The following is a 14,664-nucleotide window of genomic DNA, read 5'->3' as shown; positions in this document are numbered from 1 at the left end:
GGGATGATCAATTGCTTTTTCCGGCGTTTTGGGGTCTTAGGGGCGCACTTTCCACCAACCAGAAGATTCATGTCGCAACTGAAGAACACCGGCTTCGCCGACCGCATCACCGCCGCTGCTGAAGCCAAGAAGGCCATGCTGGCCAAGATGAAGCCGAAGCCCACGGTCACGGACCCCAATTTCGAGCAGCGTCACGTCGAACGTGAAGCCGAGCTGGAGCGGGTTCGCGCCGAGCGCGCCGCCGTCAAGGAAGCCGCCCGTCAGGAAATCCTGGCGCGCGAGGAAGCCGCCTTGGCCGAGAAGCGCGCCGACCGCAAGGAACGCAAGGCGCTGTCGGCCGCCGAGCAGAAGATCGCTCGCGACGCCAAGTACGCCGCCCGCAAGGCGCGCCAGAAATAATCATCGAAACTCGCTCGATCGCATGGTTCCGGCCTGGTTGCGGGCGGACCATGCGAGGGCTTGAGTGATGCATGTCGATGTCGGTCTGCTGGCGACGATGTTCGCCGTGGCGGCGATCGCCGGGGCGTTCGACGCCATCGCCGGCGGCGGCGGCCTACTGACCGTGCCGGCCCTGCTGCTGACCGGCATGAACCCCGTCGCGGCCCTGGGCACCAACAAGCTGCAGGGCGCGGTCAGCGCCATCTCCTCCACCAGCGCCTTCGCCCGTCGCGGCCTGATCGACTGGAAGACCGCCCTGCCGGTCGCGGCCGGCGCCGCGGTCGCGGGCCTGGCCGGGGCCCTGTGCGCCAGCCTGCTGTCGCCGCGCGTGCTGGCGGCCCTGGTGCCGATCCTGCTGATCGTCATCGCCCTCTATTTCGGCTTCACGCGCGGCCTGAAGGGCGAGGACGCCTCGCCGCGTCTGACCGTGCCGGTCTTCGCCTTCTGCGTCGCGCCGCTGGTCGGCTTCTATGACGGCATCTTCGGCCCCGGGGCGGGGGCCTTCTACATGGTCGCCATCGTCACCCTGCTGGGCTACGGCGCGCTGAAGGCCACCGCTCACACCAAGCTGGCCAACGCCGCCTCGAACCTGGGCAGCCTGTCGCTGTTCATCTGGAAGGGCGCGGTGGTCTGGCCGATCGGCCTGACGATGGCGGCAGGGGCGTTCATTGGGGCGCAGATCGGCTCAAGGCTGGCGATGCGGTTCGGGGCCAAGCTGATCCGGCCGCTGCTGGTGGTGATGTCGTGCGCCATGGCGGTGAAGCTGCTGAGCGATCCGGGGAATCCGTTGCGGCATGCGGTGGTCGGACTGTTTACGCCCTAGAGCCTCCCCCTGTGGGGGAGGCGATCGCGCAGCGATCGGTGGGGGGAGTTTTAGGATCGTTGATCCGGATTGTGGTCGAGGCCGTTTCACTCCCCCCTCCGTCGGCCTATGGCCGACACCTCCCCCACAGGGGGAGGCTTCAAGAGAGCGCCGCTACTGCGCCGCCACCAACTGCTCGGCCGTCGACAAGTCCACGCTGACCAGCTGACTCACCCCCCGCTCGGCCATGGTCACCCCGAACAACCGATCCATCCGGCTCATCGTCACCGGATTGTGGGTAATCGCGATGAACCGCGTCTTGGTCCGCCGGCGCATCTCGTCCAGCATGTTGCAGTAGCGGTCGACATTGGCGTCATCCAGCGGCGCGTCGACTTCGTCCAGCACGCAGATCGGGGCAGGGTTGGCCAGGAAGACGCCGAAGATCAGGGCGCTGGCGGTCAGGGCCTGCTCGCCGCCGCTCATCAGGCTCATGCTGGCCATGCGCTTGCCGGGCGGGCAGGCGAAGATCTCCAGGCCGGCCTCCAGCGGGTCGTCGTTCTCGACCAGTCGCAGCTCGGCCTGGCCGCCGCCGAACAGGGCCTGGAACAGGGTCTGGAAGTGGCCGTTGATCACCTCGAAGGCGGCCAGCAGCCGCTCGCGGCCCTCGGCGTTCAGCTCCTCGATGCCGGCCCGCAGCTTGGCGACCGCGCCCGACAGGTCGGCCCGCTCGGTGCGCATGGTCTCCAGCCGGGCGGCGTATTCGTTGGCCTCCTCCTCGGCGCGCAGGTTGACGGGGCCGATCGCATCCCGCTCTCGCTCGAGAGCGAACAGGTGGGCCTCGACCCCGGCCGCGTCCTTCGGGACGGCGATGGCCTCGCCGGCGATGTGGCGGCCCAGTTCCTCGGGCTCCATGCGGGCCTGTTCGCGGATGTGGCCGGCCACCTCGGCGAAGCGCTCGCGGACAGCGTCCAGGGTGGCGACCAGGGCGGCGCGCTTCTCGCGGGCCTCGGACGCGGCCTGTTCGGCGGCGCGGGCCGCGCGGTCGGCGGTCAGGCGGCCGGTTTCGGCGGCCTCCAGAGCGTCCGACGCCTTGGCGCGGCGATCCTCGGCGGCGGCGAACTGCTCGACGATGATCACCAGCTTGCCCGCCAGCACGCCCGGCGCCTCGCGGGCGGCCTCCTGGGCGGCGGCGGCCTTGCCGCGATCGGCTTCGAGGCTTTCCTCGCGCCTGGCCGAGGCCTCGCGGCGCTTGGCCCAGTCGCCCCGGTCGCGCTCCAGGTTTTCCAGGCGGCGCTGGCGGCCGGCGGTCTCGCGGGTCTCCTGGTCCAGGGCCGAACGGGCGGCGGCGGCGGCCTCGCGGGCGGCGGTCGCGGCCTGACGGGCTTGCGCCAGCTGCGGCGCCAGGTCGGCGACGCCCTCGGCGGCGGCGTTCTCGGCGCGGACGGCGGCCAGGGCCGTCTCGGCTTCGACCCGTTCGGCTTCGAAGCGGGCGATGGTGTCGTCCAGCGACTGGGCGCGGGCCTCGCGTTGGGCGGCCTCGCGCTCGTAGCGGACGACCGCCTCGCGGGCCCCGGTCAGCAGGCGTTCGGCGTCGGGCGGGCCGCGACGCTTGTCGCGAAGGGTTTCCTCGGCGACCCGCAGGGCGTCGGCGGCGGTCTTGAGGGCGGCGGCCCCAGCCTCGGCGCGCGGCGCGACCTGGTCGATCTCGGCCTCGACCTCGGCCAGGCGGGTGCGCTGCTCCAGCCGCACGGCGGCCGGCTTGGGGGCGTCGGCCCGGGCCACGAAGCCGTCCCAGCGCCACAGGTCGCCTTCCTTGGAGACCAGGCGGGCCCCGACCGGCAGGCCCTTGGCCAGGCGATCGCCGTCGGCCCGCGCGACCACGGCCACGTGCGCCAGGCGGGCGGCCAGCTCCGGCGGGGCCTTGATCAGCGGAGCCAGCGGGCTGGCGCCTTCAGGCCAGGCGACGGCGGAAGCCTCTCCGCCAGCCCAGAACGACGGCGCCCGGGCGTCGAGCGCCGCTTCCAGGTCGTCGCCCAGGGCGGCGGCCAGGGCGGCGCCATAGCCCTTGTCGGGCGTGACGGCGTCGAGGGCCGGCGAGAAGCCGCTCTTGGCGCGGGTCGCGGTCAGTTGGGCCAGGCCCCGGGCCTCGGTGCGCAGGCGGCCCAGTTGGTCCTCGACCTTGCGGGCCAGGTCGCGGGCGGCGGCCTCGGCCTGGGCGGTCTTGACGCGAACGGCCTCGGCTTCCTCGAGGGCCTGCCGGGCCGACGCCAGACCCGCCTCGGCGTTGGCGAAGCGCAGCTTCGCCTCGGCGGCGGCCGGGTCGACCTCGGGACCGATGGCGGCGCGCTCGGACTTGGCCTGGTCCAGGGCGCGGACGGTGCGGGCCAGGCGTCCCTCGGCCTCGGCCAGGCGCTGGGCGGCGGCGCGGGCGCGAGCCTCCTCGGCGGCGGCGCGGGCGGCCAGCTGCTCGACCTCGGCGTCGGCCTTCGCCCGATTGTCCTCGGCGGCCTTGGCGGCGGTGGCCAGTTCCGGGCCCCGGGCCGGGGCGGCGGCGATCTCGCCGCGCAGCTGGATCAGCTCCTCGTCCAGGCGGGCCAGGGCGCGGACGGCGTCCTCCAGACCCTGGGCCTCGCGGGCCCGGTCGGCGTCGATGCGGGCCAGGTCGGCCGACAGCCGCTCGAACTCGGCGGCGGCGGCCTGGGCCTCGCGCTCGGCGCGATCCTTCTGGATGGCCAGCTGGCCCAGGACCGCCTGGGCGATCGAGGCTTCCTCGCGCAGCGGCGGCATGGCGTTCTCGGCCGCCAGGATCGCGGTCTGGGCCGTGGCGGCGGCGCGAGCGGTCTCCTCCACCGCGCGGGCGGCGTCGGTGGCGTCGCTTTGCGTGCGGTTGAGGGTGTCGCGGGCCTCGGTCCAGCGAGCGTAGAGCACGGCCCCCTGCACGGCGCGGATCTCGGCCGACAGCCGCTTGTACTTCTCGGCCTGGCGGGCTTCGCGCCGCAACCGGTTGAGGGCCGTCTCCAGCTCGCCGGCCACGTCCTCCAGGCGCGAAAGGTTGGTTTCGGCGGCCCGCAGCCGCAGCTCGGCCTCGTGGCGGCGGGTGTGCAGGCCCGAGACCCCGGCCGCCTCCTCCAGGATGCGGCGGCGGTTCTGCGGCTTGGCGCCGATCAGCTCGCTGATCTGGCCCTGGCGGACCAGGGCCGGCGAGTTGGCCCCGGTCGAGGCGTCGGCGAACAGCAGCTGGACGTCGCGGGCCCGGACCTCGCGGCCGTTGATGCGGTAGGTCGAGCCCTCGCCCCGGTCGATGCGGCGCACGACTTCCAGCACCGGGTCGTCATTGAACTGGGCCGGCGCGGTGCGGTCGGTGTTGTCGATGGTCAGGGTGACGTCGGCGTGATTGCGGGCCGGGCGGTTGCCGCTGCCGGCGAAGATCACGTCGTCCATGCCGCCGGCCCGCATGGCCTTGGCCGAGTTGGCGCCCATCACCCAGCGCAGGGCTTCCAGCAGGTTGGACTTGCCGCAGCCGTTGGGCCCGACCACGCCCGTCAGGCCGGGCTCGATCCGGAACTCGGTCGGTTCGACGAAGGATTTGAATCCGGAAAGGCGCAGACGCTGGAATTGCACGGCGCCCGCCCGCCCCTCAGCCCTTGGCCGGCTTGGCAGGGGCCGGCTTGCTGGCGGCCGCCTTGTCGATGGCGGCGGCGAAGGCTTCGATCGGCTGGCCGCCCACCAGGCGCTGGCCGTTGACGAAGAAGGTGGGCGTGGACTCGATCTGGTCGCGCTCGGCCGCCTTGGCGACGCGCGCGTTCAGGGCCTCGAGGGCGGCCTTGTCGCTCAGGGCGGCGGTGAACTGTTCCTCGGTCAGGCCAAAGCTCTTGCCGATCTTCAGCAGGCCGCCCCACAGGTCCTCGCTCTCGAAGATCGCCGTCTGCTGCTTGAAGACGGCGTCGGTGACCTGGAAGTAGCGGTCCGCGCCGACCCGCCGGGCCAGCAGGTAGCCGGCGGCGGCGAACTCGGTGGGCTGGGTCAGGAACTCGCGGAACACGTAGCGGACCTTGCCCGTGTCGATGAAGCGGGCCTTCAACTGCGGGAAGACGTCGTTGTTCCAGTGGGCGCAGTGGGTGCAGGACAGCGAGGCGTATTCCACCACCTGCACCTTGGCCTTGGGCGAGCCCAGGGTCATGTCGCCGGGAACCGCCGGCAGGGGCGCGGCGCGCGCGGCGGTGGGCGCGGCGGCCAGCATCATGCCGCCCGCCGCCCAGGCCGAAGCCGAGAGCCCTGTTCCGATCAGCGCGCGCCGGTCGAGGATCATTTCTTTTCAGCCTCGGCGATCGCGGCGTCGAGCGCGGCCATCGAAGCTTCGCCGCCGTCCTCGCCGTTCACCTTCTTGCCGTTGACCACGAAGGTCGGGGTGCCGGTGATCTTGGCGTCCTTGGCGTACTTCTCGACCCGGTCGTTCAGGGCCTTGAGGTTCTTCTCGTCGGTGACGCAGGCGTTGAACTGGGTCTCGTCCATGCCGGCCGACTGGCCGATACGCAGCAGCACGCCGCGGAAGTCGCCGGTGGTGAACATCTCTTCCTGCGAGCGGTACACGGAATCGACGACCTGGAAGTACTTGTCCTTGCCGGCGCAGCGGGCCAGCAGGAACGAGGCGGCGGCCACCTGGACCGGCGGGGTCAGGAACTCGCGATAGACGTAGTTGACCTTGTTGGTGTCGATGTACTTGGCCTTGAAGGCCGGGAACACGTCGTTGTTCCAGCGCGCGCAGTGGCTGCACGAGGCCGAGGCGTATTCCACGACCGTGACCTTGGCCTTGGGGTTGCCCAGCGACATGTCGTCGGCGCTGGACGTTTCCGCCTTGTTGCAGCCCGCGAGCGCGACGGCCACGGAGGCGGTGAGGGCGACGGCCGTCAGGAGCCGGCGGGTCTGCGAACGCATGGTCGATCTTCCTCAGGTCGTGAACAGTGAAGTTAAGCGCGATTCTTTGACCGCGCGAAAAAGGCGCGGATGAGGCCTTGGCATGAGCCTATCCACGGCCCGGTTGTCAATCCAGAGGCGCCCGTCTAGCGCGGGTCGCGCAGCACGCCGCGTCCCAGCTTCAGCAGGGCTTCCTTCAGTCCGCCCTCGGGCTGGGCGCCCAGGCTGTCGGCCAGTTCGCGTTCCTGGGCGGCGTCCAGCGGCGGCTTGCGGCGGGCGCGCGGGGCGACGGGCGCGGCCTGGACCTTGACCGGACCCTGGACGATGCGCAGCCGGGTCACCGCGCCCTTGCCGAGCAGCAGGTCGAGGCGGGCGGTGATCTGCGGGGCCTGGTGCTGGATCAGCGAGGCCACCGGGCCGTCGACCCGCAGCTCCAGGGTGCCGCCTTCGCCGGGCGTGCGGCTCTTGATGACCCGGACCGGCTCCGTCCGGCGCGCCAAGGTCTCGCCGACGATTTCCCGCCAGCGGGTCTGCAACAGGGCCGGGCCCTGGCCGAACTTGGCGTCCAGCTGCTTGATCAGCGGGGCCAGCGCCTTGCCGGCCGGCGGGGGGCTGCGGAACTGCGGCCGCGTGCGGCGGCGCTTGAGGATCGCGAGGGCTTCTTCCGCGGTGGGCAGGGGACGGCGCATGGGGCGAGGGTAGCAGAGGTGCGGTGAGGAAGGGAGCGACGGCCTGATCCAATCGCATTCCAAAATCGTTGTCATCCCGGAAGCCTCGCAGAGGCTGTCCGGGACCCAGGGGACTGGGCCTGCGCGGTGCAGCCGCCCCTGGGTCCCGGACAAGCGCTGCGCGCTTTCCGGGATGACAACTGAAAGAGCGGATCGACACCCTGAGGGGCTCCCCCTGATCACCGGGATTTGCCATACGAGCATCATGCTCGACATCCCCGCCCTCCGCGCCGCCCTGCTGGCCTGGTACGACGCCCAGGCGCGGGACCTGCCTTGGCGCACCGGACCGGCGGCCGGCAAGGCCGGACAGCGGTCCGACCCCTACAGGGTTTGGCTGTCGGAGGTGATGCTGCAGCAGACCACCGTGCCGCACGCCACGCCCTATTTCCTGAGCTTCACCCAGCGCTGGCCGACCGTCTCGAGCCTGGCGGCGGTGGAGGACGGCGAGCTGATGGCCGCCTGGGCCGGCCTCGGTTACTACGCCCGGGCCCGCAACCTGCTGGCCTGCGCCCGGGCCGTGGCCCGCGACCACGGCGGGACGTTCCCCGATACGGAAGAGGGCCTGCGCGCCCTGCCGGGCGTCGGCGCCTACACCGCCGCCGCCGTGGCGGCCATCGCCTTCGACCGGGCGGCCAATGTGGTCGACGGCAATGTCGAGCGGGTGATGGCCCGGCTGTTCGCGGTCGAGGCCCCCGTGCCGGACGCCAAGCCGGAGCTCAAGCGCCTGGCCGGCCAGCTGGTCACCGGCGCCAAGGGCCACGGGCGCCCCGGCGACTGGGCCCAGGCGCTGATGGACCTGGGCGCCACGGCCTGCCGGCCCAAGGCCCCGCTGTGCGACCGCTGCCCGGTTTCGACCTGGTGCGAAGGACTGAAGACCGGCGCGCCGGAGACCTATCCGCGCAAGACGAAGAAGGCCGACCGCCCGCACCGCCACGGTGTCGCCTATGTGCTGATCCGGGGTGACGAGACCGCCCTGGTCCGCCGGCCGCCCAAGGGCCTGCTGGGCGGCATGCTGGGCCTGCCGACCAGCGACTGGCGCGCGACGCGGTGGAGCGACGCCGAGGCCGCCGTGGCCGCGCCGGCCCCGGGCGCCTGGCGCGACTTCGGGACGGTGGAGCACGTCTTCACCCACTTCTCGCTGACCCTGCGGGTGCTGCGGGCCGACAGCAACGGCGAAGGCGATTTCGTCTGGACCGACCCGCAAGGGCTGGCGGCCCTGCCGAGCGTGTTCCTGAAGGCGGCGCGGGCGGGGCGGGATCGGCTGGTCTAACGTCGTGCGAACGCAGCCAGCGCGTCCAAGAAGTCGTTGCCGAAGATCTTCAGCAGGAAGGCCGCGATCACCAGGATGACGGAGTAGGTCAGCGCCGACACCACGCCGATCATCACGTCCTTCCACAACGGCCTGCCGCGCGCCAGGGCGTCGCGCTGGATGGATGGCGTCTGGTCTTCCAGGATGCTCTGGGCGTAGGCGGATAGGGCGCTGTCGGCGGTCGCGCGAAAGGCCTTCAGCGTGGTCGGCGTCCACTGGCGGGAAAAGCTCCGCAGCTCGGTCGTGGTCGGCGCGCGCCCCTCCCTGGTTTTGTGGCCCAGAAGCCATTCGCGCTTGGCCTGCTTGTAGAGGCCGTAGGCGATGAACCCTTCGATGTCGTCGGAGGCGCAAACCAGTTGGTCGAAGACCAGATTGTGGTCGGCGGCCGTCACCTGGCCGGGCCTATTTTCTTGCCAGCACGGACTTGGCCCGGGACAGGGCTCGCTCGTGCGCGTCGCGGCTCAGGGCGACCACCTTGCTGCCGTCCGGACGTCGGATCGCCTGCAAGACGCCGCCGTTCCCCACGTCATGGAGAGCGACGGGACTGACGACGGCCCTGTCGGCCAGGATTTTTCCGATGCGGATCATAAGGTGAACATTGCCGTCTTGCGCGCGCTCACGCAAGACCCTGGCCGGAAAATGAGACCTTCAGTTCATCCCCGCCCGCACCTGGCTGCGCAGCACGTCGATCGGGGCCAGACCCGCGTCGGTCTTGAAGTGCCAGTAGGTCCAGCCGTTGCAGGCCGGGGCCGACTGCACCAGGGCGCCGACCTTGTGGATCGAGCCGGACAGGTCGCCCACGGTGATCGAGCCGTCGGCCCGCACCTTGGCGGCGTGCGAGCCCTTGGAGCAGTACAGGGTGTCGCCCGGATTGAGCAGGCCGGCCTCGACGATATTGCCGAACGGCACGCGCGGCTCGGAGCGCTTGCTGCCCATGACGTCCAGGTCGGCGGGGGCGATCGGCACGACCTTGGCGATGCGGGCCTTGGCGTGCTCGATATAGTCGGCCTCGCGCTCGATGCCGACGAAGCGGCGGCCCAGGCGCTTGGCGGCCGCGCCGGTGGTGCCCACGCCGAAGAACGGGTCCAGGATCACGTCGCCCGGCTTGGTGGTCGACAGGATCACCCGGTAGAGCAGGGCTTCCGGCTTCTGGGTCGGGTGCGCCTTGTGGCCGTCGGCGCCCTTGATGCGCTCCTCGCCGGTGCACAGCGGGATGGTCCAGTCCGAGCGCATCTGCACCTCGTCATTGGCCATCTTCAGGGCGTCGTAATTGAAGGTGTAGCGCTTGGCGGCCTGGCTCTTGGAGGCCCAGATCAGGGTCTCGTGGGCGTTGGCGAAGCGGGTGCCCTTGAAGTTGGGCATCGGATTGGACTTGCGCCAGATCACGTCGTTGAGGATCCAGAAGCCCAGGTCCTGGATGGCGACGCCGACGCGGAAGATGTTGTGATAGCTGCCGATCACCCAGATCGCGCCGTCGTCCTTCAGCACCCGGCGGGCGGCCTTCAGCCATTCGCGGGTGAACTTGTCGTAGACGGCGAAGCTCTCGAACTGGTCCCAGTGGTCGTCGACCGCGTCGACCTTGGAATTGTCCGGCCGCAGCAGGTCGCCGCCCAGCTGCAGATTATAGGGCGGATCGGCGAAGATCAGGTCCACGGACTTCTCGGGCAGGGCGTTCATCGCCTCGATGCAGTCGCCCTGGATGATGGTTTCAGGCCCGAAGGACATGTCCGCTTCCCGTCAAAAACACTGAGCGGAATCATGAGTCTTGATGGTTACGGGGGGGTGAACGGGCATGGTTACCCGGCTGTTAACCTCGCCCGAAACCTGTGGAATGAGTCCGATTGGACTCAGAAATCGCCGGCGGAGCGGGTTCGGCCTTGATGTTCTCGTATTGTTCTGAAATGGTTTCGGGGCAGGAACGCGAGGGCGCCATGGCCGTCATCCGAGGCTATATCGCCGCCAGCCTGGACGGCTACGTGGCCGACGTCGGGGGCGGGATGGACTGGCTGGCGCCCTATGCGGCGGTCGACGGCGGCTACCGCCACTTCATCGACCAGGTCGGCACGGTGGTGATGGGCCGGCGCACCCACGACCAGATCCCCAGCTTCGGCATGGGCTGGCCCTATGCCGGCAAGCGCGGCCTGGTAGTGACCTCCGGACGCGGCGCCAGCTTCCATTCCGGGACGCGGTTCTGGACCGCCGGCCTGCCGGCGCTGATCGGCTGCCTGCGCGACCTGGACGACGGCGACGTCTGGGTGGTGGGCGGCGCGACGCTGCTGGCGGCGATGATCGCGGCCGGGGCGCTGGACCGGCTGGAACTGCTGGTCGCGCCGCTGCTGCTGGGCGAGGGGACGCGGCTGTTTCCGCCGCCGGTGAGCGGGCTGAAGGGCTTGGCGCTCAACCGCGTCGAGGCGCTGGAGCGGGGGATGGTGCGGCTGGACTATGGGCTGAGCTATCGGCCGGTTCGGAAGCTGCCCGCCGCTCTCGGACGTTCGTTTTCCTCGGCATAATGACGCGGGCGATGGCGGTTGGGAGCGGACACGATTGGAACCCACCCCACCGTTGTCATCCCGGCCGTAGGACCGCGTAGAGGGCCGAAGAGCCGGGACCCAGAGCCCTAGGCCTCGACCTCGTCGTCGAACGCCATGTTCGCCCCCAGCTCCCCCGCCAGCGCCAGCTTGACCGGCGCCCAGCCCATCCGATGGATCGGCGAGGGGCCCAGGCGGCGCAGGCCTTCGACGTGGACGGCGGCGTGGTAGCCCTTGTGGCCGGCGAAGCCGTAGCCGGGATAGACCGCGTCCATCTCGACCATGATCCGGTCGCGGGCTTCCTTGGCCAGGATCGAGGCGGCGGCGATCGAGCACGACAGGCTGTCGCCCTTGATCACCGTCTTGACCGCGCAGGGCAGCTTGAAGGCGTAGTTTCCATCCACCAGGGCGAAGGCCGGCGCGACCGCCAGCCCCTCCACCGCCCGCCGCATCGCCAGGCCGGCGGCGTGCAGGACGTTGAGTTCCTCGATCTCCTCGATGCTGGCCAGGCCGACGCACCAGGCGACGGCGGTGGCCTTGATCTCGATCTCCAGGGCCGCGCGGGCCTTGGCGGTCAGCTTCTTGGAGTCGTTGAGCCCCTTGGGGATCCGAGCCGGATCGAGGATCACCGCCCCGGCGCTGACCGGCCCGGCCCACGGACCCCGGCCGGCCTCGTCCACGCCGCAAACATGGCCCGGGCCGCAGGCGGCTTCCAGCATCATGTCGGGGCCGGTGGGGGCTTTGGCGAAGGACTTGGTCATGAGGGCGGTTTAGGGCGTTTCGCAAAGGGTGGGAATCCTGAAGCCTGATCAATTCCCTGTGGGCATCATCCCAAGCTTTGCACTCTGGATTCGGCGTTCCGCTGGTCGTCGCGCACGTGAGCGCCGGCCACAATAAAAGTTCGGATAGTCGAACTCCCCGACACGGCCCTTACTGTCAGCACTATATGCGTGTTATTTACAGTGCATGGCGAGGAAGCCCTCAAAAACGACTCTCACGTCGATCGAGAAGTCCGTCATTAAAGCCCTACTCGTGGAGGGCTGGCGAAACCAAGATGTCCAGGTTCTGATCAACACAGGGCGGTCCGCTTCGATTAACTTTGGACGCATCTCCACGATCAAAGGCGACAATACGATTGTCCCTGCGTCCAAGCAGCAGGTGGAGGCGTTCAGGCGGAAAAAGCTGCTCTTCGACCATGTAACCGGTCTTTGCCCATTCGATGACGAGCGGCTAGTCCGCGCGCGCGAGGCCATGATTTTGGCCGTCGAGTTGTTCAACACGCCACGCATTGCCTTCAAAGCCGGGGTGTTTTCAATGTTAGCAAACGTCGCGTGGACCTATCTCCTGCATCAATACTACGTCTCAAAGGGCGTGCCGATCATCAAGGACGGGTTTAGTCTTCTTCTGTCGCAAATGATTGCGCGAGAAGACGTCCCTCTGTCGAAAGGCTGTAAGCAAAATTTGGTCGCTTTGAAGGAAATTCGGGACGTAGTTGAGCATAGAACGATTGGATCATTTGATAGTAAGTGGCTTCCGTTATTCCAGTCAACATGTCTGAATTTTGAGAAGGTTATAACTGAACTCTTCGGGGTAAAGCTCACACTTGGCCACGATCTGGGGTTCTCCCTCCAATTTGCCAAGCTAACCACGGAAGAGATTTCTACTCTCCAGGGGTTCGATCTTCCCGAGCATATCGCGGCGTTAGATGCGAGCCTTGCCGCGAAACTCAAGGACGGAGAAGCAGACGATCTCGAGTACCAGTTCAAAGTCATTTACACCCTCACCAATGCATCTAAGGCGAAGGCTCATTTTCAGTTTGTTCAGCCGGATTCCGCTGAAGGAAAGGAAATTCAGAACGTCCTGATTAAATACAAGCCGCTCGACGAGATTTATCCACTGAAACCATCTGAGGTGTCGAAGCTCATTTCGGAGAAATCGGGGCGCAAATTTACCCTAGACAAGCATCAGCGTGCTTGGAAAATGTTTAAAGTTCGGCCAAAAGGTGACGCGGGTAATCCATCGGCGACGGATATTAAGTACTGCGTCTACCACGTTCCTTACAAGGCGTATACTTACTCTAAAATTTGGGTGGATTTCTTGGTGGAGAAGATTGCTGATGAAGCGGTCTGGCAGCAGCTCAGCACCTTCAAGGATTGAACTCGATGACACCGATAGGCGGAGACCTGAGCTGCCCGCAATCGCTGACCATACCTATGCCGAAATACCCCTACCGAGCCATTGCCCGGCATTCCTCATGCCGGAAGCACGTCGTGAAGTGATCATTCACCAGCCCCGTGGCCTGCATGAAGGCGTAGACGATCACCGGGCCGCAGTACTTGTAGCCCTTGGCCTTCAGCATCTTGGCCATGTCGACGGCCAGGGGCGTCTGGGCCGGGACGCCGGTGGCGGCGGTCCACTGGCTCTGGATCGGCGCGCCGCCGACCATGCCCCACAGCAGGGCCCCGAGGTCCTCGCCGCGATCACGCATGTCGCAGTAGATTTTCGCCCCGGAGATCGCCGCGTCGATCTTGCCGTTCGAACGGATGATGCCGGCGTCGGCCATCAGCCGGGCGCGGTCGGCCTCGCCGAACCGGGCCACCTTGTCGGGGTCGAAATTGGCGAAGGCGGCGCGGAAGGCCTCGCGTTTGCGCAGGATGGTGATCCACGACAGCCCGGCCTGGAAACCGTCCAGCACCAGCTTTTCCCACAGGGCCCGGGAGTCGTACTCCGGCACGCCCCATTCGGTGTCGTGATAGGCCTCGTAGAACGGGTCGCCGTTCATGCCGCGCCAGGTGCAGCGTTGGATCTCGGTCATGGGCGGAGCTTGGCCCGGTTGTTTGGAACTTTTCAAGAACATTCTTGCGCCGATCAGCTTGCGCGATCCAAGTGGTTGAGCTTGAATTCGACCTCATCCTGAGCTTGTCGAAGGACGAGGTTTTCGCGCTCCGTGGTTGAAACCCTAGGAAGCCGGCGTCGGCGCCGGAACCCAGTCCGGCCAATCCACCGTCACCGCCCGCCCATCGGCCGTCAGGTCCGCGCCCTCGATGCGGTCCAGGCGCAGCAGCGCCATGGCCCGGCCGTCGCGGCCCGACAGCACCTCGCCGGCCCGCAACGTCCCGGCCAGCACCTCGGCGCCGAAGGCCGGGGGCGGGCCGTCGAAGGCGATCGGCAGCATGCGGTTCTTGATCGTGCCACGCCGCTTCATGCGGCTGGTGGTCTCCTGGCCGACGAAGCAGCCCTTCTTGAAGTCGACGCCGTTCAGCAGGTCGAAATCGGCCTCGATCGGATAGGTCTTGTCGGTTCCCCAGTCGGCGGGGCCGGGGACGCCCAGGGCCAGGCGGTGGGCGTCGTAGGCGTCTTCCGAGGCGGTGGCGGCCAGGTCGCCGCCATAGGCGCGCCAGCCCAGGTCGGGCAGGCGAGGATCGCTCATCCACGGTGTGCCCCCTTTCCCCTGGAGGGGGGAAGGGCTGGGGATGGGGGTGGAAGAGGTTTCGGATGTGGCGACGCCGAGTTCAAGCCCGCCAACGGCGCCACCCCCACCCCCACCCCTGACCCCTCCCCCCTCCAGGGGGAGGGGAAACGCTGCGAACACCGCCAAGTCGCTTGAAGCCAGCTCCACCTTGGCCCGCAGCTTGTACATCGTCAGCCGCGTCATGATGGCGTCGCGATGCTCGGCGGCGACGTCCAGCAGCGCGCCATCCGGCGTTCCCGCCACGAACAGGTCGTGGAGCAGGCGGCCCTGCGGGGTCAGCAGTCCGGAGAACCGCAGCTCGCCGGGTTCCAGCGTCTCGACCTCCTGGGTCAGCAGGCCGTTCAGGAAGCTCTTCCAGTCGGGACCGCCGACGGCGATCACGGCGCGGCTTTGAAGGTGGGCGATCTGGGTCTGGTTCATGCCTGCACATGTGGCGCGAAGGACGCGGTCGCGCCAGTCCCTCGATCCATAGA

Annotated in this window: 14 protein-coding genes; 5 read left to right on the top strand and 9 right to left on the bottom strand. The window is 68.5% G+C overall.

All coding sequences use genetic code 11. From position 1 onward, the window contains the following. Nucleotides 1-69 precede the first annotated feature (69 nt). Both ASD79_RS09845 and ASD79_RS09840 read left to right on the top strand, forming a co-directional pair. Nucleotides 70-399: a DUF6481 family protein gene (locus tag ASD79_RS09845; protein WP_056721044.1), complete on the top strand. Its 330-nt coding sequence runs from the start codon at nucleotides 70-72 to the stop codon at nucleotides 397-399. Between the two features lie 67 nt (nucleotides 400-466). Further along, entirely contained in the window at nucleotides 467-1,261 is a 795-nt protein-coding gene (locus ASD79_RS09840; RefSeq protein ID WP_056721042.1) for a TSUP family transporter, read from the top strand. A gap of 153 nt (nucleotides 1,262-1,414) precedes the next feature. Here ASD79_RS09840 and ASD79_RS09835 read toward each other — a convergent pair whose 3' ends face one another. From ASD79_RS09835 to ASD79_RS09820, 4 genes are all read right to left on the bottom strand, one after another. Further along, on the bottom strand, nucleotides 1,415-4,861 hold the full coding sequence (locus ASD79_RS09835; RefSeq protein ID WP_056721040.1) for an AAA family ATPase: 3,447 nt from the start codon (nucleotides 4,859-4,861) through the stop codon (nucleotides 1,415-1,417). A 16-nt stretch (nucleotides 4,862-4,877) separates the two neighbouring features. Further along, complete coding sequence (locus tag ASD79_RS09830) at nucleotides 4,878-5,549, bottom strand: thioredoxin domain-containing protein (protein ID WP_056721039.1); 672 nt, start codon at nucleotides 5,547-5,549, stop codon at nucleotides 4,878-4,880. After that, nucleotides 5,546-6,175 (bottom strand): DsbA family protein, encoded by a 630-nt coding sequence (locus ASD79_RS09825; RefSeq protein ID WP_056721037.1) that lies wholly within the window; start codon nucleotides 6,173-6,175, stop codon nucleotides 5,546-5,548. Before ASD79_RS09825 ends, ASD79_RS09830 begins: the two co-directional genes overlap by 4 nt. Nucleotides 6,176-6,300: 125 nt before the next feature. After that, a complete protein-coding gene (locus tag ASD79_RS09820; protein WP_056721035.1) occupies nucleotides 6,301-6,843 on the bottom strand; it encodes a DUF721 domain-containing protein in 543 nt (180 codons plus the stop codon). 244 nt (nucleotides 6,844-7,087) lie between these two features. Between ASD79_RS09820 and mutY the strand changes: the two genes are divergently transcribed. Next, on the top strand, nucleotides 7,088-8,152 hold the full coding sequence (gene mutY, locus ASD79_RS09815; RefSeq protein ID WP_056721033.1) for an A/G-specific adenine glycosylase: 1,065 nt from the start codon (nucleotides 7,088-7,090) through the stop codon (nucleotides 8,150-8,152). Here the strand turns inward: mutY and ASD79_RS09810 are convergent. Both ASD79_RS09810 and ASD79_RS09800 read right to left on the bottom strand, forming a co-directional pair. Next, nucleotides 8,149-8,583 carry a hypothetical protein gene (locus tag ASD79_RS09810; protein ID WP_056721032.1) on the bottom strand — a complete coding sequence of 145 codons (435 nt, stop codon included), beginning with the start codon at nucleotides 8,581-8,583 and terminating at the stop codon, nucleotides 8,149-8,151. The two genes, mutY and ASD79_RS09810, sit on opposite strands and share 4 nt — an antisense overlap. A 256-nt stretch (nucleotides 8,584-8,839) precedes the next feature. Then, the gene (locus ASD79_RS09800) at nucleotides 8,840-9,916 is read right to left on the bottom strand and encodes a site-specific DNA-methyltransferase (protein WP_056721028.1); all 1,077 of its coding nucleotides are present in this window, start codon (nucleotides 9,914-9,916) and stop codon (nucleotides 8,840-8,842) included. Nucleotides 9,917-10,122: 206 nt separating this feature from the next. Here ASD79_RS09800 and ASD79_RS09795 point away from each other — a divergent pair, with 206 nt between their 5' ends. Further along, nucleotides 10,123-10,701, top strand: a complete 579-nt coding sequence (locus ASD79_RS09795) for a dihydrofolate reductase family protein (RefSeq protein ID WP_056721661.1) — start codon at nucleotides 10,123-10,125, stop codon at nucleotides 10,699-10,701. A 107-nt stretch (nucleotides 10,702-10,808) separates the two neighbouring features. Here ASD79_RS09795 and ASD79_RS09790 read toward each other — a convergent pair whose 3' ends face one another. Beyond that, nucleotides 10,809-11,480: a ribonuclease HII gene (locus tag ASD79_RS09790; protein ID WP_162252350.1), complete on the bottom strand. Its 672-nt coding sequence runs from the start codon at nucleotides 11,478-11,480 to the stop codon at nucleotides 10,809-10,811. Between the two features lie 205 nt (nucleotides 11,481-11,685). On the opposite strand from ASD79_RS09790, the gene ASD79_RS09785 reads away from it, so the two are divergent. Next, complete coding sequence (locus tag ASD79_RS09785) at nucleotides 11,686-12,876, top strand: DUF3644 domain-containing protein (protein ID WP_056721026.1); 1,191 nt, start codon at nucleotides 11,686-11,688, stop codon at nucleotides 12,874-12,876. A gap of 70 nt (nucleotides 12,877-12,946) precedes the next feature. Here the strand turns inward: ASD79_RS09785 and ASD79_RS09780 are convergent, their stop codons facing one another. Beyond that, nucleotides 12,947-13,534, bottom strand: a complete 588-nt coding sequence (locus ASD79_RS09780; RefSeq protein ID WP_056721024.1) for a DNA-3-methyladenine glycosylase I — start codon at nucleotides 13,532-13,534, stop codon at nucleotides 12,947-12,949. Between the two features lie 144 nt (nucleotides 13,535-13,678). After that, nucleotides 13,679-14,611, bottom strand: coding sequence for a folate-binding protein YgfZ (locus tag ASD79_RS09775; protein ID WP_056721021.1), 933 nt, complete (start codon nucleotides 14,609-14,611; stop codon nucleotides 13,679-13,681). Nucleotides 14,612-14,664 lie beyond the last annotated feature (53 nt).

This window comes from Caulobacter sp. Root655 (assembly GCF_001427665.1).
In the GTDB taxonomy this organism is placed as follows: Bacteria; Pseudomonadota; Alphaproteobacteria; order Caulobacterales; family Caulobacteraceae; genus Caulobacter.
Note: the sequence above shows the minus strand (reverse complement) of the source record. Positions and strands in the feature narration are given on the sequence as shown.

What these genes read in the sequence shown, in the direction of transcription:
- ASD79_RS09845 (WP_056721044.1), top strand. Translation starts at nt 70, where the DNA reads ATGTCGCAACTGAAGAACACCGGCTTCGCCGACCGCATCACCGCCGCT.
- ASD79_RS09840 (WP_056721042.1), top strand. Translation starts at nt 467, where the DNA reads ATGCATGTCGATGTCGGTCTGCTGGCGACGATGTTCGCCGTGGCGGCG.
- ASD79_RS09830 (WP_056721039.1), bottom strand. Translation starts at nt 5,549, where the DNA reads ATGATCCTCGACCGGCGCGCGCTGATCGGAACAGGGCTCTCGGCTTCG.
- ASD79_RS09825 (WP_056721037.1), bottom strand. Translation starts at nt 6,175, where the DNA reads ATGCGTTCGCAGACCCGCCGGCTCCTGACGGCCGTCGCCCTCACCGCC.
- ASD79_RS09820 (WP_056721035.1), bottom strand. Translation starts at nt 6,843, where the DNA reads ATGCGCCGTCCCCTGCCCACCGCGGAAGAAGCCCTCGCGATCCTCAAG.
- mutY (WP_056721033.1), top strand. Translation starts at nt 7,088, where the DNA reads ATGCTCGACATCCCCGCCCTCCGCGCCGCCCTGCTGGCCTGGTACGAC.
- ASD79_RS09800 (WP_056721028.1), bottom strand. Translation starts at nt 9,916, where the DNA reads ATGTCCTTCGGGCCTGAAACCATCATCCAGGGCGACTGCATCGAGGCG.
- ASD79_RS09795 (WP_056721661.1), top strand. Translation starts at nt 10,123, where the DNA reads ATGGCCGTCATCCGAGGCTATATCGCCGCCAGCCTGGACGGCTACGTG.
- ASD79_RS09790 (WP_162252350.1), bottom strand. Translation starts at nt 11,480, where the DNA reads ATGACCAAGTCCTTCGCCAAAGCCCCCACCGGCCCCGACATGATGCTG.
- ASD79_RS09785 (WP_056721026.1), top strand. Translation starts at nt 11,686, where the DNA reads ATGGCGAGGAAGCCCTCAAAAACGACTCTCACGTCGATCGAGAAGTCC.
- ASD79_RS09780 (WP_056721024.1), bottom strand. Translation starts at nt 13,534, where the DNA reads ATGACCGAGATCCAACGCTGCACCTGGCGCGGCATGAACGGCGACCCG.
- ASD79_RS09775 (WP_056721021.1), bottom strand. Translation starts at nt 14,611, where the DNA reads ATGAACCAGACCCAGATCGCCCACCTTCAAAGCCGCGCCGTGATCGCC.